Annotated in this window: 14 protein-coding genes, 1 rRNA gene, 1 riboswitch and 2 other annotated features; of the genes, 6 read left to right on the plus strand and 9 right to left on the minus strand. The window is 57.2% G+C overall.

Translation table 11 applies throughout. The features are described from left to right. Nucleotides 1-44 precede the first annotated feature (44 nt). The gene (pgi, locus tag DR88_RS23220) at nt 45-1,694 is read right to left on the minus strand and encodes a glucose-6-phosphate isomerase (protein WP_002884631.1); all 1,650 of its coding nucleotides are present in this window, start codon (nt 1,692-1,694) and stop codon (nt 45-47) included. 349 nt (nt 1,695-2,043) lie between these two features. After that, a riboswitch (Lysine riboswitch) is annotated at nt 2,044-2,279 on the plus strand. 179 nt (nt 2,280-2,458) lie between these two features. Here pgi and lysC point away from each other — a divergent pair. The 3 genes from lysC (at nt 2,459) to DR88_RS23205 (ending at nt 5,265) form a co-directional block, all read left to right on the plus strand. Continuing rightward, the gene (gene lysC / locus DR88_RS23215) at nt 2,459-3,808 is read left to right on the plus strand and encodes a lysine-sensitive aspartokinase 3 (RefSeq protein WP_004146591.1); all 1,350 of its coding nucleotides are present in this window, start codon (nt 2,459-2,461) and stop codon (nt 3,806-3,808) included. Between the two features lie 138 nt (nt 3,809-3,946). Then, on the plus strand, nt 3,947-4,876 hold the full coding sequence (panS, locus tag DR88_RS23210) for a ketopantoate/pantoate/pantothenate transporter PanS (protein WP_002884627.1): 930 nt from the start codon (nt 3,947-3,949) through the stop codon (nt 4,874-4,876). Between the two features lie 116 nt (nt 4,877-4,992). Then, nucleotides 4,993-5,265, plus strand: a complete 273-nt coding sequence (locus tag DR88_RS23205; RefSeq protein WP_002884625.1) for a YjbD family protein — start codon at nt 4,993-4,995, stop codon at nt 5,263-5,265. Here DR88_RS23205 and rluF read toward each other — a convergent pair. Beyond that, the gene (gene rluF, locus DR88_RS23200; RefSeq protein ID WP_002884619.1) at nt 5,262-6,137 is read right to left on the minus strand and encodes a 23S rRNA pseudouridine(2604) synthase RluF; all 876 of its coding nucleotides are present in this window, start codon (nt 6,135-6,137) and stop codon (nt 5,262-5,264) included. The two genes, DR88_RS23205 and rluF, sit on opposite strands and share 4 nt — an antisense overlap. Nucleotides 6,138-6,335: 198 nt before the next feature. Here rluF and pepE point away from each other — a divergent pair, with 198 nt between their 5' ends. After that, nucleotides 6,336-7,025: a dipeptidase PepE gene (gene pepE, locus DR88_RS23195; protein WP_025862021.1), complete on the plus strand. Its 690-nt coding sequence runs from the start codon at nt 6,336-6,338 to the stop codon at nt 7,023-7,025. A gap of 112 nt (nt 7,026-7,137) precedes the next feature. On the opposite strand, the gene DR88_RS23190 is transcribed toward pepE, so the two are convergent. Both DR88_RS23190 and metH read right to left on the minus strand, forming a co-directional pair. Then, a complete protein-coding gene (locus tag DR88_RS23190) occupies nt 7,138-8,769 on the minus strand; it encodes a Na/Pi cotransporter family protein (RefSeq protein WP_004146584.1) in 1,632 nt (543 codons plus the stop codon). 129 nt (nt 8,770-8,898) lie between these two features. Next, a complete protein-coding gene (gene metH, locus DR88_RS23185; RefSeq protein ID WP_004151753.1) occupies nt 8,899-12,582 on the minus strand; it encodes a methionine synthase in 3,684 nt (1,227 codons plus the stop codon). Nucleotides 12,583-12,776: 194 nt separating this feature from the next. On the opposite strand from metH, the gene iclR reads away from it, so the two are divergent. Then, complete coding sequence (iclR, locus tag DR88_RS23180) at nt 12,777-13,607, plus strand: glyoxylate bypass operon transcriptional repressor IclR (protein WP_002884578.1); 831 nt, start codon at nt 12,777-12,779, stop codon at nt 13,605-13,607. Between the two features lie 50 nt (nt 13,608-13,657). On the opposite strand, the gene aceK is transcribed toward iclR, so the two are convergent. The 4 genes from aceK to metA form a co-directional block, all read right to left on the minus strand. Continuing rightward, a complete protein-coding gene (aceK, locus tag DR88_RS23175; RefSeq protein WP_004146579.1) occupies nt 13,658-15,442 on the minus strand; it encodes a bifunctional isocitrate dehydrogenase kinase/phosphatase in 1,785 nt (594 codons plus the stop codon). Between the two features lie 102 nt (nt 15,443-15,544). After that, nucleotides 15,545-16,849 carry an isocitrate lyase gene (gene aceA / locus DR88_RS23170; protein WP_004192658.1) on the minus strand — a complete coding sequence of 435 codons (1,305 nt, stop codon included), beginning with the start codon at nt 16,847-16,849 and terminating at the stop codon, nt 15,545-15,547. 79 nt (nt 16,850-16,928) lie between these two features. Beyond that, nucleotides 16,929-18,530 carry a malate synthase A gene (gene aceB, locus DR88_RS23165; protein WP_002884559.1) on the minus strand — a complete coding sequence of 534 codons (1,602 nt, stop codon included), beginning with the start codon at nt 18,528-18,530 and terminating at the stop codon, nt 16,929-16,931. Nucleotides 18,531-18,790: 260 nt separating this feature from the next. After that, on the minus strand, nt 18,791-19,720 hold the full coding sequence (gene metA / locus DR88_RS23160; RefSeq protein ID WP_004146576.1) for a homoserine O-acetyltransferase MetA: 930 nt from the start codon (nt 19,718-19,720) through the stop codon (nt 18,791-18,793). Between the two features lie 156 nt (nt 19,721-19,876). On the opposite strand from metA, the gene DR88_RS23155 reads away from it, so the two are divergent. Then, nucleotides 19,877-20,338, plus strand: a complete 462-nt coding sequence (locus DR88_RS23155) for an acetyltransferase (RefSeq protein WP_004178258.1) — start codon at nt 19,877-19,879, stop codon at nt 20,336-20,338. A gap of 162 nt (nt 20,339-20,500) precedes the next feature. Here the strand turns inward: DR88_RS23155 and rrf are convergent. After that, nucleotides 20,501-20,616 (minus strand): 5S ribosomal RNA (gene rrf, locus DR88_RS23150). Between the two features lie 110 nt (nt 20,617-20,726). After that, nucleotides 20,727-20,992: a sequence feature (23S ribosomal RNA rRNA prediction is too short), on the minus strand. Between the two features lie 19 nt (nt 20,993-21,011). Further along, nucleotides 21,012-21,171: a sequence feature (23S ribosomal RNA rRNA prediction is too short), on the minus strand. Between the last annotated feature and the right edge of the window lie 44 nt (nt 21,172-21,215).

The following is a 21,215-nucleotide window of genomic DNA, read 5'->3' on the forward strand; positions in this document are numbered from 1 at the left end:
AATGCCGACCAAAGGGTCGGCATTCCGTCTTAGCTGCGCAAGCGTTATGCGCGCCAGGCTTTATAACGGTTAATCAGGCCGTTAGTAGAGCTGTCGTGGCTGCTAACTTCGCTGCCGTCTTTCAGCTCCGGCAGGATGCGGTTAGCCAGCTGTTTGCCCAGCTCAACGCCCCACTGGTCAAAGGTGAAGATGTTGAGGATCGCGCCCTGGGTGAAGATTTTGTGCTCGTACAGGGCAATCAGCGCCCCGAGGCTGAACGGGGTGATCTCACGCAGCAGGATGGAGTTAGTCGGGCGGTTACCTTCGAACACTTTGAACGGCACCACGTGCTCCAGGGTCGCCGGGTCTTTACCCTGATCGCGATATTCCTGCTCAACCACTTCGCGGGATTTACCAAAGGCCAGGGCCTCGGTCTGGGCGAAGAAGTTAGACAGCAGTTTCTGATGGTGGTCAGACAGCGGGTTGTGGGTGATAGCCGGAGCGATGAAATCGCACGGTACCATTTTGGTGCCCTGGTGGATCAGCTGGTAGAACGCGTGCTGACCGTTGGTGCCCGGCTCACCCCAGATGATTGGGCCAGTCTGGTAGTCTACCGCGTGGCCGTTACGGTCAACATACTTACCGTTGGACTCCATGTTGCCCTGCTGGAAGTAAGCGGCAAAGCGGTGCATGTACTGGTCGTACGGCAGAATCGCTTCGGTTTCCGCACCGAAGAAGTTGTTGTACCAGATGCCGATCAGCGCCAGCAGCACCGGCAGGTTTTTCTCCGCCGGAGTGGTGGAGAAGTGCTTATCCATCGCATGCGCGCCGGACAGCAGCTCAACGAAGTTGTCGAAGCCCACGGAGAGAATGATGGACAGACCAATCGCCGACCACAGGGAGTAACGGCCGCCAACCCAGTCCCAGAATTCGAACATGTTGGCGGTGTCGATGCCGAACTCGCCAACCGCTTTCGCGTTGGTGGAAAGCGCGGCGAAGTGTTTCGCCACGTGCTTGTCGTCGCCCGCGGTTGCCAGGAACCAGTCGCGCGCGCTGTGGGCGTTGGTCATGGTTTCCTGGGTAGTGAAAGTCTTGGACGCCACCAGGAACAGAGTCGTTTCCGGATTCACGTTCTTCAGCACTTCGGCGATATGGGTGCCATCGACGTTAGAGACAAAGTGCATGTTGAGGTGGTTTTTATACGGACGCAGCGCCTCGGTCACCATGAAAGGACCGAGGTCGGAGCCGCCGATACCGATGTTAACCACGTCGGTGATCGGTTTGCCGGTGTAGCCTTTCCAGCTACCGGAGATAATCGCTTCGGAGAAGGTTTTCATCTTCTCCAGCACAGCGTTCACTTCCGGCATCACATCTTTGCCATCAACCACAATCGGCGTATTGCTGCGGTTACGCAGCGCGACGTGCAGTACCGCGCGGTCTTCGGTGCGGTTGATCTTCTCACCTGAGAACATCGACTTGATAGCGCCCGCCAGGTCAGTCTCTTTCGCCAGATCCTGCAGTTTAGCCAGCGTCTCTTCAGTGATGCGGTTTTTGGAGAAGTCCACCAGCATCAGATCGTCGAACGTCGCGGAAAATTTAGAAAAGCGGTCGCTATCTTTGGCGAAAAGCTCGCTGATAGTGACATCTTTCATTTCGTCGAAGTGTTTCTGTAATGCCTGCCAGGCAGAGGTCTGCGTTGGGTTGATGTTTTTCATTAGCAATACTCTTCTGATTTGAGATTGTGACTTCGGTCGATTGTAGCGCCGGTGACGGAAAATTGTGATGATTTTTGTGACTTGACCCTGACGCCGGTCAGGAATCGGGTCAAAACGGAGTAAAAAGCCCCATTAGTATAGCTATCATAAGGCTTTTTTCTGTTAGCCGCAGAGGCATGAAAAATCCGCATAACCGCAGCGTTGACATAGCTGGCGTTAAGCCTTTATATATCCGCAGTGCTTACGTATTGGTAGGTATCTATTGCTCGCGCATTTCACGCTACAGCGAAAGGGTATTCGCGGGGGATATAATGTCCCTGTTCCCCCGGCCAGGTGAAAGACGTCAGTAATTGCCAGAAGAGGTGCGTTGCCCAGGTAACCGTATTGGAGGAACCAGTCCGGGGAAGATACGTGAGGGGGAGCAACGCCGAGGTGAAAGAGCGTCTGGTCACGCTCCTCGCCGGCCACAGGGGCTGAATCCCCTGGGTTGTCACCAGAAACGTTCGCAGTCGGGCGTTTCATACCCGAACACCTCAGCGCCCAAAGCGGTGAGTCGGGTCTACAAGGTGGAGCACTTCTGGGTGACATCGTAGTTGTTTATCACTCTGCGCCACCCTGTTTATCGCTCTTCCCTTGTGCCATGGCTGAATAATTTGGCCTGGCTTATTAAGACATTTTGTTGCGATCCGGCGGCGTCCAGCCCCTGCCAGGATCGGTGCTCAGGAATCGTTTTAATAAGTCAGGCCCCCTGACACGAGGTTGTTATGACAGATCTAGTCGTCGCCAAATTTGGCGGCACCAGCGTTGCTGATTTTGACGCAATGAACCGCAGCATCGATGTGGCGCTGCTCGATGCCAATACCCGTATTGTTGTGCTCTCCGCCTCTGCCGGCGTGACCAACATTCTGGTGGCCTTAGCGGGAGGGCTGGAACCCACCGAACGTTTTTCCCAGCTGGACGCTCTGCGTCAGATCCAGTTCAATATTCTGGAGCGTTTGCGTTATCCCAACGTGATCCGCGAAGAGATTGAGCGCTTGCTGGAAAATATCACGACGCTGGCGGAAGCCGCCGCGCTCGCCTCCTCAACCGCCCTGACCGACGAACTGGTCAGCCATGGCGAACTGATGTCCACCCTGCTGTTTGTGGAAATTCTGCGTGAACGCGGTATTCAGGCGCAGTGGTTTGACGCCCGTAAAGTGCTGCGCACTAACGATCGCTTTGGCCGCGCCGAACCGGACATCGCCGCCGTCGCCGAACTGACCCAGCAGCAGCTGGCGCCGCGCCTGGCGGAAGGCCTGGTGGTGACCCAGGGCTTTATCGGCAGCGAAGCGAAAGGCCGCACCACCACCCTCGGCCGCGGCGGCAGCGATTATACCGCCGCTCTGCTCGGCGAAGCGCTGAATGCCACCCGCGTCGATATCTGGACCGATGTCCCGGGGATCTATACTACCGACCCGCGCGTCGCGCCGGCGGCGAAACGCATCGACGTCATCGCCTTTGAAGAGGCAGCGGAAATGGCCACCTTTGGCGCCAAAGTGCTGCATCCGGCGACCCTGCTGCCTGCCGTGCGCAGCGATATCCCGGTGTTTGTCGGCTCCAGTAAAGAGCCTAAAGCGGGCGGTACGCTGGTGTGTAAAACCACCGAGAACCCGCCGCTGTTCCGCGCGCTGGCGCTGCGTCGCCGGCAAACGCTGCTGACGCTGCACAGCCTGAATATGCTGCACTCCCGCGGCTTCCTCGCCGAAGTGTTCGGTATTCTGGCGCGCCATAACATCTCAGTTGATTTGATCACCACCTCCGAAGTGAGCGTGGCCCTGACCATGGACACCACCGGCTCGACCTCTGCGGGCGATACCCTGCTGACCCAGGCGCTGCTGACCGAGCTCTCTTCGCTGTGCCGCGTGGAAGTGGAAGAAAATCTGGCGCTGGTCGCCCTGATTGGCAATGAGCTGTCGAAAGCCTGCGGCGTCGGCAAAGAGGTCTTTGGCGTCCTCGAGCCGTTTAACATCCGCATGATCTGCTATGGCGCCTCCAGCCACAACCTGTGCTTCCTGGTGCCGGGCGACGATGCGGAGAAGGTTGTGCAGAAGCTGCATCATAATTTGTTTGAATAAAATTCCTTAGCACGATAAACAATACCTATAGCCGGGCTCGAACCCGGCTTTTTTATAACAACATCAACACAACCAGCTGACCTGCTCGCCGCCCATCGGGATGGCGCGGCCCGGTTCGCGTATCGCAAGGAACACAACATGCTCGCAACTCTGACGCGGCTGTTCCCGTTATGGGCACTGCTGCTCTCCGTTCTGGCCTATTACACTCCCACTACCTTCACCCCAATTGGCCCATGGGTCACCACCCTGCTGATGCTGATCATGTTCGGTATGGGCGTGCATCTGAAGCTGGAGGATTTCAAACGCGTCCTGTCGCGTCCGGCGCCGGTCGCTGCGGGGATATTTCTGCACTATCTGGTGATGCCGCTCGCCGCCTGGCTGCTGGCGCTGCTGTTTCATATGCCGCCGGAGCTTTCCGCCGGGATGGTGCTGGTCGGCAGCGTCGCCAGCGGGACCGCCTCCAACGTGATGATCTTTCTTGCCAAAGGGGATGTGGCGCTGTCGGTGACCATCTCCTCGGTCTCCACCCTCGTCGGCGTCGTGGCGACACCGCTGCTCACCCGTCTGTACGTCGACGCGCATATTCAGGTCGACGTCATGGGCATGTTGCTCAGCATTCTACAGATTGTGGTCATTCCTATCGCGCTGGGACTGATTGTCCATCATCTGTTGCCGAAGGTGGTGAAAGCGGTAGAGCCGTTCCTGCCCGCCTTCTCGATGGTGTGCATTCTGGCGATCATCAGCGCGGTGGTGGCGGGTTCCGCCGCCCATATCGCCTCCGTCGGCCTGGTGGTGATTATCGCGGTGATCCTGCATAACACTATTGGTCTGCTTGGCGGGTACTGGGGCGGACGTCTGTTTGGTTTTGATGAATCCACCTGCCGTACGCTGGCGATCGAGGTGGGGATGCAGAACTCCGGCCTGGCGGCCGCGCTGGGTAAAATTTACTTCGGCCCGCTGGCGGCGCTGCCGGGCGCGCTGTTCTCCGTCTGGCATAACCTGTCCGGTTCGCTGCTGGCCGGGTACTGGTCAGGAAAGCCCATCGCCAAAAAAGCCGACAAGCGCTGAGCGTGATACGTCCGGGCGCAGGCCCGGGCGTGTGCCTGCTTTAGTTGCCATACAGGCTATCAGTAAAATATTCATTGCCGTACACTGGGTGCTCTGGTCTGACTGAGGGCACCACCATGGCACTCCCCCGTATTACACAAAAAGAGATGACCGAGCGCGAACAGCGCGAATTGAAAACGCTGCTTGACCGCGCGCGTATTGCGCATGGCCGCCCGCTGAGCAATGCGGAAACGAACAGCGTGAAAAAGGAATATATCGATAAGCTGATGGCGCAGCGTGAAGCGGAAGCGAAGAAAGCCCGCCAGGTGAGAAAACAGCAGGCTTATAAAACGGATAAGGAAGCGACCTTTTCCTGGTCGGCGAATACGCCGACCCGCGGCAGGCGTTAACGCCCTTTCTTTTTACGTCCCGGCTGGGTGAAACGTTTCCCGTTACCAGCCGGGCGGCCCTTATCGTTGCTATTTTCCATCTTCACCACCGGGCGCTTGATGCCGGGAGTCGCCGCTTTGGCCTTCGGCCTGGCTTTCGGCTTCGCTTCGGAAGAGGAGTTTTCAATCAGCTTGAACAGGTCGATCAGCTCGTCATCGGTTAGATCACGCCATTCACCCAAGGGGATCCCCGTCAGGCTCACGTTCATGATCCGCGTACGCTCAAGCTTCGTCACTTCATAGCCAAAGTGCTCGCACATACGACGGATCTGGCGATTCAGCCCCTGCACCAGAGTGATGCGGAAAACGAACGGCGCTTCTTTCTTTACCTTACATTTTTTGGTCACGGTCCCGAGAATCGGTACCCCCGCGCCCATGCCGCGAATGAACTCATCGGTCACCGGCTTATCGACCGTGACCAGATACTCTTTTTCATGGTCGTTGCCGGCGCGCAGGATCTTGTTCACCAGATCGCCATGGTTGGTGAGGAAGATCAGCCCCTGGGAGTCTTTATCCAGACGGCCGATAGGAAAGATACGCTTGCTGTGGTTGACGAAATCGACAATGTTGTCGCGCTCGCCGTCTTCGGTGGTGCTCACAATGCCGACCGGCTTATTCAGCGCAATCAGTACCAGATCATCCGCTTCGCGCGGCTCAATCAACCGTCCGTTCACTTTGACTAAATCGCCAGGCTTCACCTGATCGCCAATCGTGGCGCGCTTGCCATTGATAAAGACGTTGCCTTGTTCAATAAAGCGGTCCGCTTCGCGACGCGAGCAGATGCCGCTTTCGCTGATGTATTTATTTAATCGGGTTGATGAGTCGGGCAGCATAGATTCTCCTGTAAAAGCGAAATATACCCTACCTTGTGGGCGAGAAAAAACCTGGATTGTGTGATTCATTCTCCAGAAGCTTCGTCGGGCTTGTGAACAGCATTCCGCTTCCCCACATCATGCGCCATATCAGCGCGCCGGTATGGGGGCGATGCTAGAATTTCTGCTTCAATAATATTTTTAAAACAGGAAGAAAAGATGGAACTGCTGTTACTCAGTAACTCCACGCTGCCGGGGAAAGCCTGGCTGGAACACGCCCTGCCGCTGATTGCCGGTCAGGTCAAAGGCCGCCGTAAGGCGGTATTTATCCCCTTCGCTGGCGTGACGCAATCCTGGGATGATTATACGACCAAAGTGGCTGCGGTTATGGCGCCCATGGCGGTCAGCGTAACCGGTATCCACAGCGTCGACGACCCTATCGCCGTCATTGAAAGCACCGAGATGGTGATCGTCGGCGGCGGGAACACCTTCCAGCTGTTGAAAGAGTGCCGCAGCCGCGGTCTGTTGGCGCCGATTGTCGATGTCGTCAAACGCGGGGCGCTGTATATCGGCTGGAGCGCAGGTTCAAACCTTGCCTGCCCGACCATTCGCACCACCAACGATATGCCGATTGTCGATCCGCAGGGATTTGATGCGCTGGGGCTGTTCCCGCTACAGATTAACCCGCACTTCACCAACGCGTTGCCGACCGGGCATCAGGGCGAAACCCGCGAACAGCGTATCCGCGAACTACTGGTCGTGGCGCCGGAATTAACGGTGATTGGTTTGCCGGAAGGAAACTGGATCCAGGTCACCGATGGTCACGCGACGCTCGGTGGCCCGAACCCGACGCTGTTGTTCAAAGCGGGGGAAGAAGCGATAACCCTGCCTGCGGGCCACCGCTTCTGAGCCTGGTTGGCTAACGTTTCCCGGATAGCGGCGCATTGCGCCTTATCCGGGCTGCCTCAATGGAACGTCCAAACGCAAAATCCCGGTTAGCACAGCGCCGCCGGGGAATGGCTCAGTAGTCATCCCGTTCGTCGTCTTCATCCGGTTGCTCCATCACGCTGTAGGCCACCGAGCAGAACAGGCTGTTCAGACGCTTCATATCCCCCAGCAGCGCCAGGTGCAACGTACTGGTTTCGATGCTCTGCACGTTCTGCTGATGCAGACGGTCAACGTGCGCATGCGAGTAGCGGCGGTTAAGAATGCGGAACCGGTGTTTGCTGCGCCGCAGGCGGCGGGCGCTGGGCAGATCGCTGGAGAAGAAGACCGACATCGCCAGCTGCAGGTTGCTGAGCAGCAGATCGTACAGGGCGTCCAGCTCCTTTAACCCTTCTACCGAGAAGGCGCGCCGCGCCGCCAGCGATTTATCGGCGATCTCGCTGCCCATTCGCTCGACGATATCGGACGCCTGTTCGAGGTTTAACGACATCTCAATAATTTCCGCCCAGCGCCGGGATTCCTCTTCCGCCAGCTCATCTTTTGGCATTCGCGCCAGATAGAGCTTAATAGCGGTGTAAAGTACGTTGATATCATCCGCCATACGGCGCAGCTCTTTCTCCTGACGCGGTTCGCCATGCATCACCTTGTGCAGGCTCTCCAGCATCTGCTCCATCGCGTCACCAATGCGCAGCGTCTCACGCGCGGCATTGGCCAGCGCCAGCGCCGGGGTGTCCAGCGCCGACGGGTCGAGATGCTTGGGTTTGAGATGGTTATCCAGCTCGGGCTCATCGCGGATCAGACGCTGGCACAGCTTCGCCATCGGTCCGGCAAAGGGCACCATCGCGATGCAGCGCAGCAGGTTGTAAAAGACGTGGAAGTAGATAACCAGCTCGGACTCGGCCAACGGCAGCTTGTGCATCGCCGCGGCCAGCGGATGGACGAACGGCAGAATAATCAGGCTCCCCACCAGCTTAAACAGCAGGCTGCCCAGCGCCACCCGGCGCGCCGCCGCGTTCGCCGCGCTGTTGTTAAGCATCGCCAGCAGCCCCGATCCCAGGTTGGCGCCAATCACCAGACACAGCGCCACCGGGAAAGAGATCGCTCCCGCCGCGGTCAGCGTCGCCGTTAACAGCACCGCCGCCAGGCTGGAGTAGCTAATGATTGCAAATACGGCGCCAATCAAGGCATCCAGCATGATATCGCCGGTCAGCGAGGCGAAAATCACCTGCACGCCGTTCGCCTGGGTTATGGGGTGTACGGCCTGGACAATCAGCTCGAGGGCCAACAGGATCAGCCCCAGACCAATCCCCACCCGTCCAAGCTGCCCGGCGCGGGTCTGCTTGCGGCCGAGGAAGAAAATCACCCCGATAAATATCAACAACGGCGACAGCCACGACAGGTCGAAGGTCAACACCCTCGCCATCAGCGCCGTCCCGACGTCGGCCCCCAGCACCATCACCAGCGCTGGCATCAGACCCACTAAATCCTGGGCGACAAATGAGGTCACCAGCATGGTGGTGGCGTTACTGCTTTGCACCAGCGCAGTCACGCCAAGACCCGCGCAGAAGGCGAGCGGCTTTTTCTCTACGCTGCTACTGAGAACGGTACGCAGGCGAGCGCCATAGACGCGCATCACCCCGGTACGCACGATATGCGTGCCCCACACCAGCAGAGCAACCGCGGACAACAGGTGTAGCAGAGTTAACACGGAATCAGCTTCTCCTTATCGTTATAGGTTTTCCGAAGTTCAGGAACCTATCTCAGTATAAGGGGTTAACCTCAATAAAGAGACAAGGCGCTCACAGAGCGCCTTGTTTGTTGTAAGGAAAGATGACGACTAGTCCGCATCATAGCCCAGATTAGGCGCTAACCAGCGCTCGACCTCCGCCGGCGTCATTCCTTTACGCAGCGCGTAATCTTCGACCTGATCGCGCTGGATCTGCGCCACGGCGAAGTACTTGCTATCCGGATGGCTGAAGTACCAGCCGGAAACCGATGCGCCTGGCCACATGGCGAAAGACTCGGTGAGCTTCATGCCGGTATGGGCTTCGACGTCCAGTAGCTGCCAGATGGTCCCCTTTTCGGTGTGCTCCGGACAGGCCGGATATCCCGGCGCCGGTCGGATCCCCTGGTAGTTCTCGCGAATAAGCTCCTCATTGCTGAGGTTCTCATTGGCCGCATATCCCCAGTAAACCTTGCGCACTTTCTCATGCAGATACTCGGCAAAGGCCTCCGCCAGGCGATCGGCGATGGCCTTGATCATGATCTTGTTATAGTCATCATGCTGCGCTTCATAGGCATCCGCCAGCGCGTCCTCTTCCAGGCCGCCGGTCACGGCGAAGGCGCCGATGTAGTCCGCCTTGCCGCTCAGCTTCGGCGCGACAAAATCGGCGAGGCAGTAGTTGGCGAAGCCAACCTTCTCCGTCTGCTGGCGCAGATGATGGCTCACCGTCAGCACGTGGGTGCGGGTTTCATCGCGATAGATTTCAATATCGTCGCCCACGCGGTTGGCCGGGAACAGACCCACCACGCCGCGCGGGTTCAGGGTTTTCTCTGCGCTCAGCTTATCCAGCAGCTCGTTAGCATCTTTGAACAGGCGCTGCGCCTCTTCCCCTACCACTTCATCTTCCAGAATGCGCGGATATTTACCCGCCAGCGACCAGGTCATGAAGAACGGCGTCCAGTCGATGTAGTTGCGCAGAGTCTCGATACTGGCTTCCACCGTCTGTACTCCCAGACGATGAGCCACCGGCGGCGTGTAGCTCTCCCAGTCAAAGGCCAGATCGTTTTCCCGCGCGGCGGCAAGGGTCACCGGCGGCGTACGCGGTTTTTTACGCCCATGCTGGATACGCACCGTTTCATACTCTTTGCGCGTGCGGGCGACAAACTCGTCGCGCTGCGTGTCCGAGAGCAGCGCAGACACCACGCCGACGGTGCGCGAGGCGTTCTGTACGTAAACGGTGGGGCCGCTGTAGTTCTGCTCGATTTTCACCGCCGTATGCGCTTTCGAGGTGGTCGCGCCGCCTATCAGCAGCGGGATGGTAAAGCCCTGGCGCTCCATCTCTTTCGCCACATTAACCATCTCGTCCAGCGATGGGGTAATCAGCCCGGAAAGACCAATTAGATCCGCGTTTACCTCTTTGGCCGTTTTGAGAATTTTATCCGCCGGGACCATCACGCCAAGATCGATGATTTCGTAGTTATTGCACTGCAGCACCACGCCGACGATGTTTTTGCCAATGTCATGAACGTCGCCTTTTACCGTGGCAATCACCATTTTGCCGTTACTGGAGCCCTGCTCTTTACTGGCTTCAATAAACGGCTCAAGGTAGGCCACCGCCTGTTTCATTACACGGGCGGATTTCACCACCTGCGGCAGGAACATTTTGCCTTCGCCGAACAGATCGCCGACCACGTTCATGCCGTCCATCAGCGGCCCTTCAATGACCTCAATCGGGCGGGCGGCCTGCTGACGCGCTTCTTCGGTGTCCTGTTCGATAAATTCGGTAATGCCCTTCACCAGCGAATATTCGAGGCGTTTTTTCACTTCCCAGGTGCGCCACTCCGCCTGCTGGGCATTCGCGCCGTCGTCCGCTTTGCTGCCGCGATATTTTTCCGCCAGCTCAAGTAACCGTTCGGTACTGTCATCGCGGCGGTTGAGGATCACGTCTTCGACCGCGTCGCGCAGCTCGCCCGGGAGGTCATCATAGATGGCCAGCTGACCGGCGTTGACGATCCCCATGTCCATGCCGTTGCGGATCGCGTAGTAGAGGAATACGGCGTGGATCGCCTCACGTACCGGGTCATTACCGCGGAAGGAGAAGGAGACGTTGGAGACCCCGCCGGAGATTAGCGCATGCGGCAGCTCGCGTTTGATGTCTTCGCAGGCGCCGATAAAGTCCTGTGCGTAGTTGTTATGCTCTTCGATACCGGTGGCGACGGCAAAGATATTGGGGTCGAAGATAATATCTTCCGGCGGGAAGCCGACCTCTTCGGTGAGGATTTTGTAGGCGCGACGGCAAATCTCTATTTTACGTTCGCGAGTGTCGGCCTGACCAACCTCGTCGAAAGCCATCACCACCACCGCGGCGCCGTAGCGGCGAACCAGTTTCGCATGGTGGATAAAGGATTCGACGCCCTCTTTCATCGAAATCGAGTTAACGATGCCTTTGCCCTGAATACATTTCAGGCCCTTTTCAATGACTTCCCACTTGGAGGAGTCAATCATGATCGGCACGCGAGCAATGTCCGGCTCGCCGGCAATCAGGTTAAGGAAACGCACCATCGCCGCTTCCGCGTCGAGCATCCCCTCGTCCATGTTGATATCGATAATCTGCGCGCCGCTTTCCACCTGCTGACGCGCAACGTCCAGCGCTTCGCTGTACTTCTCTTCTTTAATCAGCCGCTTAAATTTCGCCGAGCCGGTGACGTTAGTTCGTTCACCGACGTTAACGAACAGGCTATCGTCGCCGATATTCAACGGCTCCAGGCCGGCGAGGCGGCAGGCCACCGCAATTTCCGGCAACTGACGCGGCGGCAGGCCCGCTACCGCCCGGCTCATGGCGGCGATATGCTCCGGGGTGGTACCGCAGCAGCCGCCAACGATATTGAGGAAACCGGCTTCCGCCCATTCGCGAATTTGCGTCGCCATGGTGTCGGCGTCCAGATCGTATTCGCCGAAGGCGTTGGGCAGGCCGGCGTTCGGGTGCGCAGTGACGTAGCATTCGGCAATGCGCGACAGCTCCTGGACGTACTGCCGCAGCTCGTCCGGCCCGAGGGCGCAGTTCAGACCAAACGATAAGGCTTCGGCGTGACGCAGCGAGTTATAAAAGGCTTCGGTGGTCTGTCCGGAAAGCGTGCGGCCAGAGGCATCGGTAATGGTCCCGGAGATCATCAGCGGCAGGTCAACGCCTAACGCCTCCAGCTCCTCTTTCACCGCATAGATAGCCGCTTTAGCGTTCAGGGTGTCAAATACCGTTTCAATCAGGATCAGATCCACGCCACCTTCCACCAGCGCCCGGGTGGATTCGCGATAGGCGGCCACCAGCTGGTCAAAGGTAATATTACGGAACGCCGGATCGTTCACATCAGGCGAAATAGAAGCGGTGCGGTTGGTCGGGCCAAGCACGCCCGCGACATAGCGCGGTTTTTCCGGCGTGCGGGCCGTCCAGGCGTCGGCGCTGGCGCGGGCCAGCTTCGCCGCGGCAAAGTTGATCTCGGCCGACAGGGATTCCATCTGGTAATCCGCCATCGCGATGGTCGTCGAGTTAAAGGTGTTGGTCTCAATGATATCCGCGCCGGCCTCGAAATAGGCGTCGTGGATCTCGCGGATCACTTCGGGTTTGCTGAGCACCAGCAGGTCGTTGTTGCCTTTCAGGTCGCACGGCCAGTCAGCAAAGCGCTCACCGCGAAAGTCCTGCTCACTCAGACGATAGCCCTGGATCATGGTGCCCATGCCCCCATCCAGAACCAGAATACGTTCTTTTAACTGCTGATGCAGTTGCTCAACTTTGCTGCTCACACTTGCTCCCGACAACGCTCGACTCAGGCCAAATAGCCAACAAACCATACTGGCATAAACCACCGGAGCGGAAAAGACAACAACGGGCAATATGAGACATGTTCAGCTTCACTCCTCCGATGAGTCCGGTTGTGATTGCATTATTGCCAAATAAAACGAAAATTATTTCCACGATACAGAAAAAGGAGTTCGCGATGGCCACTACCCCCATTCCCGCGAAACGCGGCAGAAAACCCGCGGCTGCCACTGCCCAGCAGGCTGGCGGTCAGGTTCAGTCGCTGACCCGCGGCCTGAAATTACTCGAATGGATTGCCGAGTCCCACAGCAGCGTCGCGCTGACCGAACTGGCGCAGCAGGCGGGTCTGCCCAACTCCACGACTCACCGTCTGCTGACCACCATGCAACAGCTGGGCTTCGTCCGCCAGGTTGGCGAGCTGGGTCACTGGGCCGTCGGGGCGCATGCTTTCGTGGTCGGCAGCAGCTTTCTACAAAGCCGCAATCTGCTGGCCATTGTCCACCCGATCCTGCGCCAGCTGATGGAAGATTCCGGTGAAACGGTGAATCTGGCGGTGCTCGACCAGAGCGACCACCAGGCGATCATTATCGATCAGGTGCAGTGCACCCAGCTGATGCGGATGTCGGCGCCAATCGGCGGTAAACTGCCGATGCACGCTTCCGGCGCCGGGAAGGCGTTTCTCGCGCAGCTGAGCGAAGAGCAGGTTACCAGTCTGCTGCACCGTAAAGGGCTGCATGCCTATACGCATGCCACGCTGGTCTCCCCGCTGCATCTGAAGGAAGATTTAGCCCAGACCCGCAAGCGGGGCTACTCTTTCGATGATGAGGAGCACGCGCTCGGCCTGCGCTGCGTCGCCGCCTGCATTTACGATGAACATCGCGAACCGTTCGCGGCAATCTCCATCTCAGGCCCTATCTCGCGTATGACCGATGATCGGGTGACTGAGCTGGGCGCGCTGGTGATCAAGGCGGCGAAGGAAGTGACGCTGGCGTATGGCGGGGTTAAATAAAAAAATGCCCCAGAGGGGCATTTTAAGTAGGCCTGATTAGCGTAGCGCCATCAGGCAGATCGGCGCACCTTGCCGGATGGCGGCGTAAACGCCTTATCCGCCCTACTGTCGGCGCCATAGCGCACGCTAAAACGCTGCTTGCGCCGGTAGGCGTAGACATCTTCCACATGGCCGTTTTTAATCCGCATTTGCAGTGCGCGCCAGTAGTCGGCGCGCAGCAGGTCGGCATGCATCTCTTCAAACAGTGGCCCAATGCGCGGGTCGGCGCACAGCCAGTGGCGGAACTCCTCCGGAAACACATCGCCAGGCGAAACGCTGTACCACGGCTCGCTGGCCAGCTCATCCTCCGGATAGCGCGGCGGCGGGATCTCGCGAAAATTCACTTCCGTCATATAGCAGATTTCATCATAGTCGTAGAACACCACCCGGCCATGGCGGGTGACGCCGAAGTTTTTAAATAACATATCGCCGGGAAAGATGTTGGCGGCGGCCAGCTGGCGGATAGCATTGCCATACTCTTCTACCGCATCACGCAATGCCTGGCCGTTAACCTGCTCCAGCCACAGGTTGAGCGGCACCATTCGCCGTTCAATATAGAGATGGCTGATGACGATGCGGTCGCCGAGATCGGTGAGTTTGTTCCCCGCTTCCGCCTGCAGCAGCGCCAGCAGCGCCGGCGCGATTTGCCGTTTATCCAGCACGAAATTTTCAAACTCCTGGGTGTCCGCCATCCGCCCGACGCGGTCATGCTCCTTTACCAGCTGATAGCAAGCCCGCACATGGGCGGCGGTCATCTCTTTCTGCGGCGCAAAGCGGTCCTTGATCACCTTAAACACCCGGTCAAAGCCCGGCAGGGTAAACACCAGCATCACCATCCCGCGAATACCCGGCGCTTCAATAAACTGCTCATCGCAGCGAGTAATGTAGTGTAGATATTCGCGATAGCTTTCGGTTTTGGCATGCTTCTGACAGCCAATCGCCATGTACAGCTCGGCCGTCGTTTTACCCGGCAAGATCTCGCGCAGCCATTCCACCAGGGCGCCGGGCAACGGCGCATAAACCATAAAATAGGAACGCGCGAAGCCAAAAACGATACTCGCTTCGGCATGGGTTGTGAGGCAGGTGTCAACAAACAGCTCACCCTCTTCGCTGCGGTGGATCGGCAGCAAAAAAGGCAGCGTCGCCATCGGCATGACCAGTTTGCCCACCAGCCAGGCGGCTTTATTGCGGTAGAACAGCTCATTGGCGACCTGCAGATGACAGGTGGCGAGCAGTTCCTCCCCCAGCGCCTCCTGCAGACTGGCAATGATATAGCCGATATCCCGCGCTTTGTTTTGCCACGGTAGCCGCAGCGGCAGATCGGACAGTACTTTACCCAGCAGGTGCGACCAACCGCGTTCCGGAAAGAAATCTTTCGCCAGCGGTCGCGGGAGGGTACGAAAGGGTCGCTCGGGCTGCGAGCTGAAAATAAAGAGCCGCTCGGGGGTCAGCGAGCGGTGGTCAAACAGGCGGCAGTAGACCGAATTGAAAAAGCTCTCAGCAATTTCAAAGCGAGGGTAATCCGGTAAAAGTTGGGTGTACTGCTGTTTCACCCGCAGAAGAAAATCGACGTCGGTGCTTTTCCCTTCGGTGATGCAGCGCAGCTGCTCTACTACCAGGCCCACGTGGTGATCGTAGAGATGGATCCGCTGCTTCATCGCCTGCTGCACGGCGTGCCAGTCAGCCTGTTCAAAGCGCTGCTGCGCGCCGGAAGTGACTTCAAGAAAACGCCCATACTGCGCGTCAAATCCCTGCAATATCGTTTGGGCAATCAGTAATTCCAGACCACGCGTCATCGCTTTCCCCCATCCGGCGCCACGTCATGCCGGATGGCGCGCTCGCTTATCCGGCCTGCGTCCTCTTGCAGGCCCGGTCAGCGTCGCGCCACCGGGCATGGCTTAAAACTGATCTTCTTCGGTCGAGCCGGTCAGCGCCGTTACCGACGAGGTGCCACCCTGGATAATGGTGGTGACCTTGTCGAAGTAGCCGGTGCCCACCTCCTGCTGATGCGAGACGAAGGTGTAGCCTTCCGGCCCGGCGGCGAATTCCGGCTGCTGCACTTTCTCAACATAGTGGCGCATCCCCTCACCCTGAGCGTAGGCATGGGCGAGGTCGAACATGTTGAACCACATGCTGTGGATCCCCGCGAGGGTAATAAACTGGTATTTGTATCCCATGTCCGACAGCTGCTGCTGGAAGCTGGCGATGGTTTTATCATCAAGATTTTTCTTCCAGTTAAACGACGGCGAGCAGTTATAGGCCAGCAGTTTGCCCGGGAAACGCGCATGGATAGCCTCGGCAAAGCGGCGCGCCTGCTCGAGATCCGGTTTCGACGTTTCACACCACACCAGATCCGCATACGGCGCGTAGGCCAGCCCGCGGCTGATCGCCTGCTCGATCCCGGCGTGGGTGCGGAAGAACCCTTCGCTGGTGCGATCCCCGGTAATAAACTCACGATCGTACGGATCGCAGTCTGAGGTAATTAAATCCGCGGCGTCGGCATCGGTACGGGCGATGACCAGCGTCGGGACCCCCATCACGTCGGCCGCCAGACGCGCCGCCACCAGCTTCTGAATCGCTTCCTGAGTCGGAACCAGCACTTTACCGCCCATATGGCCGCACTTCTTCACCGATGCCAGCTGATCTTCGAAGTGAACAGCCGCTGCACCGGCTTCAATCATCGATTTCATCAGCTCAAAGGCGTTCAGGACGCCGCCAAAACCGGCCTCCGCATCCGCCACGATCGGCAGGAAGTAGTCGATAAAGCGCGGATCGTTCGGTTCAATTCCCGCTGACCACTGGATCTGATCGGCGCGGCGGAAGGTGTTGTTGATCCGATCCACCACTGCCGGTACCGAGTTGGCCGGATACAGCGATTGATCCGGATACATGCTGGACGCCAGGTTAGCATCCGCCGCCACCTGCCAGCCGGAGAGATAAATGGCTTCGATACCCGCCTTCGCCTGCTGCAAGGCCTGGCCGCCGGTCAGCGCGCCGAGACTGTTGACGTACCCTTTTTTCGCCTCCCCGTGCAGCAGACGCCACAGTTTCGCCGCGCCAAGCTGCGCCAGCGTGCATTCCGGATTCACCGAGCCGCGTAACTTCACCACCTCTTCCGCGCTGTAGGGACGGGTAATGCCTTCCCAGCGCGGGTTCGTCCATTCTTTGTTTAATTCTTCGATTTGTTGGGTGCGGGTTTTCATGTGCAGATGCTCCATATAATTTCCTGGCTCCCCAGGCTCATAGGTGAAGGACTAAATGGCGAACCACACCATCTGGCGATTAGGCCAGCAGGCGGTAGCCCGGCAATGTCAGAAAATCAATTAGCTCGTCGGAGGTGGTGATCTGCTCCATCAGTCGCGCCGCATCGTCAAAGCGGCCGTGGCTGAAGCGGTGCTCTCCCAGCTCCTCCTGAATCACCATCAGCTCTTCCGCCAGCCACTGGCGGAACAGCGCCTTAGTGACCGGGGTACCGTCGTTCAGGGTTTTCTGATGATGGATCCACTGCCAGATAGAGGTGCGCGAGATCTCGGCCGTTGCGGCGTCTTCCATCAGGCCATAAATCGGTACGCAGCCGTTGCCGGAGATCCACGCTTCGATGTACTGCACCGCCACGCGAATGTTGGCGCGCATTCCGGCTTCCGTGCGTTCGCCCTCGCAGGGAGCCAGCAGTTGTTCAGCGGTAATTGGCGCATCCTCGCTCCGGGTGACCGAGAGCTGATTCGGCTTATCGCCCAGCACGCGGTCAAACACCGCCATGGCGGTATCCGCCAGGCCCGGGTGGGCGATCCAGGTCCCATCGTGACCGTTGTTTGCCTCCAGCTCTTTATCGGCGGTGACTTTACTCAGCACCTGGCGGTTACGTTCGGTATCTTTGCTCGGGATAAACGCCGCCATACCGCCCATCGCAAACGCGCCGCGTTTGTGGCAGGTCTTAATCAACAAGCGTGAGTAGGCGCTGAGGAAGGGTTTATCCATCGTCACCACCTGCCGGTCCGGCAGTACGCGATCCGGATGGTTTTTCAGCGTCTTGATATAGCTGAAGATGTAATCCCAGCGGCCGCAGTTCAGGCCAACAATATGGTCGCGCAGCGCATGCAGGATCTCATCCATCTGGAACACCGCTGGCAGCGTCTCAATCAGCAGCGTGGCCTTGATGGTGCCGCGCGGCAGGTCAAAGCGATCTTCCGTAAAACTGAAGACATCGTTCCACCATGCCGCCTCCTGCCAGGCCTGTGTTTTTGGCAGATAGAAGTAGGGACCACTTCCTTTCGCCAGCAGCGCCTGGTAGTTATGAAAGAAATAGAGCGCAAAATCGAACAGGCTGCCGGGGATGGCCTCATTACGCCAGGTCACATGCTTTTCCGGCAGATGCAGGCCGCGCACACGGCATACCAGCACAGCGGGATTGGGCTGCAACTGATAGATTTTGCCGGCCTCGTTGGTGTAGCTGATGGTTCCGTTCACGGCATCGCGCAGGTTGATTTGACCATCAATGACTTTGCGCCAGTCAGGCGCCAGCGAATCCTCAAAGTCCGCCATAAAGACTTTGACGTTGGCATTCAGCGCGTTAATGACCATCTTGCGCTCGACGGGGCCGGTGATTTCCACGCGGCGATCCTGCAAATCAGCCGGGATACCGCGAATAGTCCAGTCGCCATTTCTAATGGAAGCAGTTTCCGAAATAAAATCCGGAAGCTGCCCGTCGTCAATAGCCTGCTGTTGCTGCAAACGCGCGGCCAGCAGCTTATTGCGCGCCGGCGTAAAGCGGCTCACCAGTTCCGTCAGAAATTCTACCGCCTCAGGCGTTAAGATCTGCTTCTCCTGCTCGCCATAGGGCTGACTAAAGGCCAGTTCATCGGTGATTGTCGCCTGCTGCGTCATTGTGCTGCTCCTCTTGGTTGATCCGCTGGAAGCGAGCGAAAGATCGTTGTGCAGTTTTCGCTCAGCACAATTAAGACTACTCAATTAATTTCCAAAATCAAAAACAATTTCCATTTTAATTTTAAATTATCATTAACACATTGATAACAATGAAATTAAAGTTATCATCGTGTATGAAGTGAATTTCGGAAATAAAAAAGGCACCCGAAGGTGCCAGAGGCAAAATGCTGAAACGCTTTAGGATCGTCTCACATAGAGTATTATTCCAGCGTCGGATTCATATGACGCAGATCGTATGGCGTAATCTGGTAGACGTAATAGTTAAGCCAGTTAGCGAACAGCAGATTGCCGTGGCTGCGCCAGGTGGCGCGCGGTTTGTTCTGCGGGTCGTTTTGTGGGAAATAGTTATGAGGTATCTCAGGGTTCAAACCGGCTTCCACATCGCGGAAATATTCACTTGCCAGGGTATTGGCATCGTACTCCGGGTGGCCGGTGACAAAGGCGATGCGCTTATCTTTACTGGCGAACAAATACGCATCGCCCTCTTCCGTCTCCGCGAGGATCTCAAGATCGGTATAGTCGCGAATAAGTCCGGCCGGAAAATCAGCATAGCGTGAGTGCGGGGCCAGGAAAGAGTCGTCGAAACCGCGGGTCAGTAAGGCGTGCGGATGAAGAATATGGTGTTCATAGACGCCGGAAATCTTTTCGGCGCGGGTCTGCTTGGGAATGCCGTACAGAATGTTCAGCGCGGCCTGAACCGCCCAACAGACGAACAGCGTCGAAGTGACGTGATCCTTGGCCCACTCCAGTACCTGTTTGATCTGCGGCCAGTAAGCAACATCGTTAAACTCAACCAGGCCTAAAGGAGCGCCGGTAACAATCAGGCCGTCAAAGTTCTGATCGCAGATCTCATCGAAATTACAGTAAAAGTTATTCAGATGCTCCGCAGGGGTATTACGCGACTCGCGCGCATCGATACGTAATAACTGGATATCCACCTGCAGCGGAGAGTTTGATAGCAGACGCAGGAACTGATTTTCCGTCTCGATTTTCTTCGGCATCAGGTTGAGGATTAACACCTTCAGGGGGCGGATTTCCTGAGTCGTTGCACGTGTTGTCGTCATTACGAAGACGTTTTCATTGCGCAAGAAATTGACGGCTGGCAGCTCGTCCTGCACCCGAATTGGCATAACTGTATTACCTCATAGCATACGTATAAACGTTTAGACATCCAGATAGCTGAAGATAACCAGGAATCGGGTGAATGTCGAGTCTGCATGTTCACGGTGAGAAAATTTCACGGCGCTTGTTGAGTTAGAATATAAGAATGTAGAAAAGGAGAAAGTATGGTTATTAACATCCGCCGTTCCCGGCCTGATGAAGGGGATAAACTGACTGCGATCTGGTGTCGGTCGGTCGACGCCACGCATGATTTTCTGACAAAAGCGTATCGAAAGGAGCTGGAGGAGATGGTACGCGCATTTTTACCGGAGGCTCCGCTGTGGGTGGCGGTTAATACGGAAGACCAGCCGATCGCCTTTATGCTGCTGACCGGAGATCATATGGATGCGCTGTTCGTCGATCCGGATGTCCGCGGCTGTGGCGTGGGGAAGTTGCTGATTGAGCATGCGCTGTCGTTAACGCCGAAGCTGACGACCAATGTAAATGAGCAGAATGAACAAGCGGTCGGGTTTTATCAGAAGATGGGTTTTAGGGTGACAGGGCGCTCTGAAACGGACGATCTGGGGCAACCGTATCCGTTATTGAATTTGATGTATGAGCAGCAGGCTGAAGCAGACTACGATTGACGTCGGTAACTTTGCGGCATTGATGTCCCCTCGGCCAGCAGGTGGCCGAGGATCCGTAGCCCCGGTAAGCGCAGCGCCACCGGGGAGACATACCGGCACGCTGGCCGGACGACAGAAATGCAAAAAGCCCATCCGGCAGGATGGGCTCTTCACTTGTTTGATGCCTGGCAGTTCCCTACTCTCACATGGGGAGACCCCACACTACCATCGGCGCTACGGCGTTTCACTTCTGAGTTCGGCATGGGGTCAGGTGGGACCACCGCGCTAGTGCCGCCAGGCAAATTCTGTTTTATCAACACGTTTCACCAACGTATCGATTAATCTGTATCAGAGCTGAAAATTCTCTCAAATCCGCCAAAACATCTTCGGCGTTGTAAGGTTAAGCCTCACGGTTCATTAGTACCGGTTAGCTCAACGCATCGCTGCGCTTACACACCCGGCCTATCAACGTCGTCGTCTTCAACGTTCCTTCAGGAGACTTAAAGTCTCAGGGAGAACTCATCTCGGGGCAAGTTTCGTGCTTAGATGCTTTCAGCACTTATCTCTTCCGCATTTAGCTACCGGGCAGTGCCATTGGCATGACAACCCGAACACCAGTGATGCGTCCACTCCGGTCCTCTCGTACTAGGAGCAGCCCCCCTCAATTCTCCAGCGCCCACGGCAGACAGGGACCGAACTGTCTCACGACGTTCTAAACCCAGCTCGCGTACCACTTTAAATGGCGAACAGCCATACCCTTGGGACCTACTTCAGCCCCAGGATGTGATGAGCCGACATCGAGGTGCCAAACACCGCCGTCGATATGAACTCTTGGGCGGTATCAGCCTGTTATCCCCGGAGTACCTTTTATCCGTTGAGCGATGGCCCTTCCATTCAG

Source organism: Klebsiella pneumoniae, assembly GCF_000742135.1.
Classification (GTDB): domain Bacteria; phylum Pseudomonadota; class Gammaproteobacteria; order Enterobacterales; family Enterobacteriaceae; genus Klebsiella; species Klebsiella pneumoniae.

Bases quoted from the DNA above. Each gene is read 5' to 3' on its own strand.
- pepE (WP_025862021.1), top strand. From the start codon at position 6,336: ATGGAACTGCTGTTACTCAGTAACTCCACGCTGCCGGGGAAAGCCTGG.
- aceA (WP_004192658.1), bottom strand. From the start codon at position 16,849: ATGAAAACCCGCACCCAACAAATCGAAGAATTAAACAAAGAATGGACG.
- DR88_RS23155 (WP_004178258.1), top strand. From the start codon at position 19,877: ATGGTTATTAACATCCGCCGTTCCCGGCCTGATGAAGGGGATAAACTG.
- aceB (WP_002884559.1), bottom strand. From the start codon at position 18,530: ATGACGCAGCAGGCGACAATCACCGATGAACTGGCCTTTAGTCAGCCC.
- DR88_RS23205 (WP_002884625.1), top strand. From the start codon at position 4,993: ATGGCACTCCCCCGTATTACACAAAAAGAGATGACCGAGCGCGAACAG.
- metA (WP_004146576.1), bottom strand. From the start codon at position 19,720: ATGCCAATTCGGGTGCAGGACGAGCTGCCAGCCGTCAATTTCTTGCGC.
- panS (WP_002884627.1), top strand. From the start codon at position 3,947: ATGCTCGCAACTCTGACGCGGCTGTTCCCGTTATGGGCACTGCTGCTC.
- iclR (WP_002884578.1), top strand. From the start codon at position 12,777: ATGGCCACTACCCCCATTCCCGCGAAACGCGGCAGAAAACCCGCGGCT.
- lysC (WP_004146591.1), top strand. From the start codon at position 2,459: ATGACAGATCTAGTCGTCGCCAAATTTGGCGGCACCAGCGTTGCTGAT.
- pgi (WP_002884631.1), bottom strand. From the start codon at position 1,694: ATGAAAAACATCAACCCAACGCAGACCTCTGCCTGGCAGGCATTACAG.
- aceK (WP_004146579.1), bottom strand. From the start codon at position 15,442: ATGACGCGTGGTCTGGAATTACTGATTGCCCAAACGATATTGCAGGGA.
- rluF (WP_002884619.1), bottom strand. From the start codon at position 6,137: ATGCTGCCCGACTCATCAACCCGATTAAATAAATACATCAGCGAAAGC.